This window comes from Kordia sp., assembly GCF_045105435.1.
In the GTDB taxonomy this organism is placed as follows: Bacteria; Bacteroidota; Bacteroidia; order Flavobacteriales; family Flavobacteriaceae; genus Kordia.
The window spans coordinates 1-6,559 of the sequence record NZ_JBGCDL010000083.1 but is presented as its reverse complement, the minus strand read 5'-3'; the positions used below and the strand labels follow the sequence as shown (position 1 = coordinate 6,559).

The following is a 6,559-nucleotide window of genomic DNA, read 5'->3' as shown; positions in this document are numbered from 1 at the left end:
GAACAGCGTATTTTTTATTACGGAAAAGATGTAGGACCAGCAATTACAGCTCTAAACCAACATCATAAAGTTTCAGCAGAATTAAAACCATATCCAGCGCCTACAGAATATGTAGAGCAGGAAACAGGCGGAAATGTATTTTTTGTGGATTATGATATGGTGCAAGCGAAAATGTTATTCTTAGCAAAAGGAAGTCCTTTTAAAACAGAAAATATGGCTGCTTCAGATTTATTCAATTCGTATTTTGGTGATATTGTGTTTCAAGACATTAGAGAATCAAAATCATTGGCATATTCTACGTATGCATATTATGCGGATGCTTCCGAAAAAGGAAAATCTAACTATGTTTTAGCGTATTTGGGAGCGCAAGCGAACAAAATGCCACAAGCGGTAGATGCTATGATGACGTTGATGAATGACATGCCAGAAGCGAAAGAACAATTCAATGCTTCCAAAGAATCAATTCTAAAACAAATAGCAGCAGATCGTATTACGAAATCTGATATATTTTGGACGCTTGAATCTTTCAACCAAAGTGGCATTAAAATGAGCGATATCGAAAAAAAATACAAGGCAATTCAAAACATGACAATGGATGATTTAAAAGCTTTCTTCAATGAAAACATAAAAGGAGAAGAATATAATGTGATCGTGATTGGAAACAAGAAAGATATTGACATGAAATCACTTTCTAAACTTGGGAAAATTCAAGAAATGGATGTCGATTATCTGTTCAATTATGAAAAAGCAGAAAAAATTAAACAATAAAAAAAGTACCTGTAACAAAAAAGCGCTTTTAAATGAAGCGCTTTTTTTATGAGTATAACTGACGTGAAAAAATTATCCTTTTACTTTCTTCGCCATATTTTTATTTAAAAAGGCAATCATAGAATCATAAAAATCAAAACGATTCTCTTCATTTCTAAATCCGTGACCTTCATTCTCTTTCAACATATATTCTACAGTAACGCCATTCTTTTTCAATGCTTCCACCATTTGATCAGATTCTGCTTGTACCACACGCGGATCATTTGCTCCTTGAGCTACAAACAATGGTGTTCTAATCTTATCAACATGAAAAACAGGACTGTTAGCTCTCATCATAATGCTATCTTTCGTATTCGGATTTCCTACCATTTCGTATAACATTTCCTTGTACGGTTCCCAATATGGAGGAATTGATTCCATAAACGTAAATAAATTTGAAACACCTACATAATCAACCGCGGCAGCATACAAATCGGGCGTATTTGTAATTCCTGCTAAAGTAGCATAACCGCCGTAACTTCCGCCATAAATAGCTATCCGATCTTTGTCTGCAATTCCTTCTTTAATTAACCATTGTACACCATCGGTAATATCGTTTTGCATTTCTTGTCCCCATTTCTTAAACGAACTTTCCATAAACTTCTTTCCGTATCCTGTAGAACCTCTAAAATTCATTTGTAACACAGCAAAACCTCTGTTAGCTAAAAACTGTACTTCTGGATTGAATCCCCAATTATCACGCGCCCAAGGACCTCCATGCGGATTTACCACAACAGGTAAATTGCTAGCTTCAACACCAAGAGGTAAGGTTAAATATCCGTGAATTGTCATTCCATCTCTTGAAGTATAAGTGATAGGTTTCATGCTTGCCATGTGATCAGGATTGATCCAAGGACTTAAATTAGCCAATTCTTTTAGGCTTTCTTTCTTCGTGTCATAAAAATAATAGATGCCTCTTGTTTTATCATTTCCAGCATAAATTAAAAGTTTATCTTCTTCTTTATTGCTTGATGTGATGTAATATTGATTATCTGCACCTAATTTTTCTTCAAGCATTTTAAACAAGTTTTCAGTGTCTTTATCTAAAAACTTTCTATTCATTTTTGCTCTTGTATAGCTTATAAACGTTGGCACTTTTCTTTTAGAAGAATAGGAGATGCCGTCTACATCAACTTCGGTATCCATAAAAATTTCTTCTACTTCTTTATTGTTCTTTAAATCGTATTTTACAATTGCGGCTTTGTCTCTTCCTAAGTTAGAAAGGGCATATACGATGTCACCATTATCAAAATCGAAATATTGAAGAGCTAACGTTTGCTTAAAATTAGTAGTCATTACTTCTTCAAAAGGCGCATCTTCTGTAGCACGGTATAAAATAGTAGTATCAACACCGTTGGTCTTAGTAGCTACACGCAATTTACCGTCGTGATCGGTGTCCCAACCTGTAATATCTCCAGGGTTTTCGTATAATAAGGTTAATTCTCCTGTGTTAATATTTAATCGATATGGATCATACACTTGCGGAATTCTTTTATTCAATCCAACAATCATTTCATCCTCATTATCTCCAAGATCATCAATAATTTCGCAACGTACGCCATCAAAAGGAGTCAAATCTTTTTCGTTGCTTCCATCTTTATTAACAGCAAAAACATGAAAATTTTCATTTCCACCTTTATCTCTTGCAAATACTAAACGGTCGTCGTTAGCCCAAAAATATCTTGCAATATCACGATCTTCTACGCTAGTAACTCTGGTTACTTTGTCGCTATCAATTTTTTGGACGTGAATGTTCATTCGATCTTTATAAGGAGCCAGATAGGCAAGATATTCACCATTTGGAGATAAATTGAATGCTGTTTTTTCAGAATTTTTAAAAAAGTCTTTAACTGAAATTTTCGGTGCTGGTTGCTGTTGTGTTGCAACTTTTGGTTGTTCTTTGGTTTCCTGTTTACATGCCATAAAAAGCAATATTACAGAAAAGAGCATTAGTTTTTTCATGATTGTGTTTTTTGTATGATTTTCACAGTAAGACTGAAAAGTCGAATTATTGTTACACTATTTAACATAGTTTTATAAAAAATGACTTAAAGGTGTTCCTTTTTTTGATAAATTTATGAGTTCCTATAAAGGAATTCTTAAAAGGATATTTTGTTAATTTCTTTCTTAAGAATACTAAAACTTACTATTGAAAACCTAAACTATTCTAACTATATTTGAACTAAATAAAATCAACCATAATTACGTATGAAATTACTAGAAGGCAAAACAGCCATCATAACAGGCGCGAGTAGAGGCATAGGAAAAGGAATAGCGCAAGTATTTGCAGCGCATGGAGCAAATGTTGCTTTTACATACAGTTCATCTGTAGATGCAGCTAACGAATTAGAAAAAGAATTAAACGGATTGGGCGTTAAAGCCAAAGGATATAAAAGTAATGCAGCAAACTTTCAAGAGTCACAAGACTTGGCTGCGGAAGTATTAAAAGAGTTTGGCTCGATTGATGTATTGATTAATAATGCTGGAATAACGAAAGACAATTTATTAATGCGCATTTCGGAAGAAGATTTTGACAAAGTAATTGAAGTCAATCTAAAATCTGTTTTCAACATGACCAAAGCTGTACAGAGAACCATGCTAAAACAACGCAAAGGTTCAATTATTAATATGAGTTCTGTTGTTGGTGTAAAAGGAAATGCAGGACAAACAAACTATGCAGCTTCCAAAGCAGGAATTATCGGTTTTTCTAAATCGGTTGCATTAGAATTAGGTTCTAGAAACATTCGTAGCAACGTAATTGCACCAGGTTTTATAGAAACTGAAATGACAGGTAAATTGCCAGAAGATGTTGTAAAAGGATGGAGAGATGCAATTCCGTTAAAAAGAGGAGGAACACCAGAAGATGTAGCAAATACATGTGTCTTTCTCGCCAGTGATATGTCAGCGTACATTACAGGGCAAGTGCTCAACGTTGACGGTGGAATGTTAACTTAAACAATAATAACAATATGAAAAATGTATTTTTAGTAATGACAGTATTTTTTCTGTCTATTAGTGCGGTACAAGCACAAGACTGGGAAAAGTACAAAGCAGAAGACTTAGAATTTGTTGCACATTACCCTGGTGAACCTAAAAGAACGGTACAAAAAGTACAAACAGCTGTTGGTGAGTTAGACATGCACATGATTATGTATGCGCCAGCTTCTGGAGATGATAATGCAGTATATTCTGTAATTCGCTCAGATTATCCTGAAGAACAATTTAAAAACGCAGACGACGATTACAATGCTACCGTATTAGATGGTGCTGTAAAAGGAGCAGTGTCAAATGTAAAAGGATTTTTAAACTTTGACCATGCTGTTAAATTTAACGGATATCCAGGAAGAAGTATTAAAATTCAAATGGAAGGCGGATTTATATATATAAATGCATACTTAGTAGAAAATTCTATGTTTATTACACAGGTAATTTGCTTGGATAAAAATGATCATAACGACAGTATTTTCCGTTTTCTAAATTCTTTCGAACTTATAAAAACAAAATAAACTATTGCAAACCACAACGATAGTATACATCTGTATAGCAGCTATAATATCAGCACTTGTTGCGATATTTCATTATTACTATAAAACGAAAAAACGCACTAAAAAACTAGTGCTTTTTTCGTTTTTACGATTTTTAAGCGTATTTGCATTGTTACTCTTAATCATCAATCCAAAATTTAAACAAAAAAGTTATTACTCTGAAAAACCCATATTGACTATTGCCGTCGATAATTCTTCTTCAGTAGCAGAATTGGGCTATGACGAAAAAGTAACTTCAATTTTGAACGAATTAAAAAATTCTAAAGAACTTCAAAATAAGTTTGAAATTGATGCATATACGTTCTCAAAAGAACTAAAAGAAAGTGATTCAGTTAACTTTGCAGGATCGCAAACAAACATCAGTAAAGCGCTAAAAGACATCAACAAACTCTACAAAGATGCCATTGCGCCAACAATTTTAATTACGGATGGAAATCAAACCTACGGAAACGATTATCAATTTCTATCTTCCAAAATAAAACAACCTATATTTCCTGTCATAGCAGGAGATACCACTACGTATGTCGATTTAAAAATAGATCAGCTTAACGCGAATAAATACGCATACTTAAAAAATAAATTTCCTGTAGAAGTCATTGCAACTTATACCGGAAACGAAACGATTCAAACAAATTTAATACTCACAGCCAATGGGAAACGCTTGGCTAGTAAAGCGTTGACATTTTCGCCAACAGACAATTCTAAAGTCGTAAACCTAAATGTTTCTGCAACTAAAATTGGCGTACAAACCTTACGTGCTACGCTGACACCTTTAAACTTAGAAAAAAATACCCAAAACAATTCGCGTTACTTTGCTGTAGAAGTTATAGATCAGAAAGTGAAAATTGCATTGGTTTCTGATATCATTCATCCCGATTTGGGCGCACTAAAGAAAAGTTTAGAAAGCAATGAATTGCGCGGTGTAGATATTTTAAAACCAAATGAAGCTTCAAGCAAACTGAATGATTATCAATTAGTTATTTTGTATCAGCCGAATAGAAAGTTTTCAGAAGTCTATCAAAATATAAAAAGCTTAGAAAAAAACACACTCACCATCACAGGATTGCAAACGGATTGGAATTTCTTAAATGACATTCAAACAAGTTTCCGAAAAGATGACTTGCAAGAAACAGAAGAAGTACAAGGACAACTCAATCCAAATTACACTAACTTTTTGATAGATGCTATTGACTTTTCCGACTATCCACCATTAGAAAACATGTTTGGCGATCTTGAATTCAACGTAGCAAATGAAGTAATTTTAAAACAGACTATTTCGGGCGTTTCTACCGATAGTCCATTATTAGCTACGTATTCAGACAACAACATTCGCGCAGCAATACTAGCAGGAGAAAATATATGGAGATGGCGGGCAAACAGTTTCTTAACGCAAGAAAACTTTATTGAGTTTGACACATTTCTCGGAAAACTAGTGCAATACTTAGCTTCTAACAAAAAACGCGAACGTTTAACAGTTGGTTACGAATCGTTTTACTATGGAAATCGTGAAATTCAGTTGACAGCACAATACTTCAATCCTTCCTATGAATTTGATGCGAATGTGAACTTAACAGCAATCATCAAAAACAAAGATACAGACGAAACAACTACATATCCAATGTTGCTAAATGCTGGTTTTTATACAGTCGATCTAAACAATTTACCGCCAGCATCGTATAATTTTACAGTACGAGCAGAAGGAAAAAATATCCGTAAATCGGGAAGTTTTAAAATTCTTGAATTCGATATTGAAAAGCAATTCTTAAACGCTGATACGGAACGATTGCAAGCCATTGCAGCCAAAACTAGTGGGAAAACGTTTCATGTAAATGACAATTCACAAAATATAATTTCTGAATTAATTAACGATCAACGTTTCAAAACAATTGAAAAAAGTAACGAAAAGGTCGTATCTTTGATCGATTGGAAATATTTACTTGCATTCATAGCAATATTTCTTGCGTTGGAATGGTTTTTAAGAAAATATTACGGGTTAATATAAGCTAAAAAGTAAATAACATTGTAGCCGAAGAAATCTCAAAAAGAATGTAACGAATACGATTTTCAATACACTAACTCAAAATAGTACAATCAAAAGAAAATAATCAAAAACTAAAAAAATGGATAAATTACCTAAAATTGGAATACCAATACTAATCATTGTAATTATTGCAATTGTATTAATTGCAAAATCAGCAGTTACCATA

General features: G+C 33.5%; 5 protein-coding genes. 4 read left to right on the top strand and 1 reads right to left on the bottom strand.

The features are described from left to right. Positions 1-768: M16 family metallopeptidase (locus tag AB8B65_RS03900; RefSeq protein WP_405299545.1), on the top strand; the 768-nt coding region annotated here is incomplete at its 5' end. A gap of 72 nt (positions 769-840) precedes the next feature. Here the strand turns inward: AB8B65_RS03900 and AB8B65_RS03895 are convergent. After that, positions 841-2,769 (bottom strand): S9 family peptidase, encoded by a 1,929-nt coding sequence (locus AB8B65_RS03895; RefSeq protein ID WP_405299544.1) that lies wholly within the window; start codon positions 2,767-2,769, stop codon positions 841-843. A 246-nt stretch (positions 2,770-3,015) separates the two neighbouring features. Here AB8B65_RS03895 and fabG point away from each other — a divergent pair, with 246 nt between their 5' ends. The 3 genes from fabG (at position 3,016) to AB8B65_RS03880 (ending at position 6,354) form a co-directional block, all read left to right on the top strand. Then, positions 3,016-3,762, top strand: coding sequence for a 3-oxoacyl-[acyl-carrier-protein] reductase (fabG, locus tag AB8B65_RS03890; RefSeq protein ID WP_405299543.1), 747 nt, complete (start codon positions 3,016-3,018; stop codon positions 3,760-3,762). Positions 3,763-3,776: 14 nt separating this feature from the next. Beyond that, positions 3,777-4,313, top strand: coding sequence for a hypothetical protein (locus AB8B65_RS03885; protein WP_405299542.1), 537 nt, complete (start codon positions 3,777-3,779; stop codon positions 4,311-4,313). A gap of 148 nt (positions 4,314-4,461) precedes the next feature. Further along, positions 4,462-6,354 (top strand): VWA domain-containing protein, encoded by a 1,893-nt coding sequence (locus AB8B65_RS03880; protein ID WP_405299541.1) that lies wholly within the window; start codon positions 4,462-4,464, stop codon positions 6,352-6,354. The last annotated feature ends 205 nt before the right edge of the window (positions 6,355-6,559 follow it).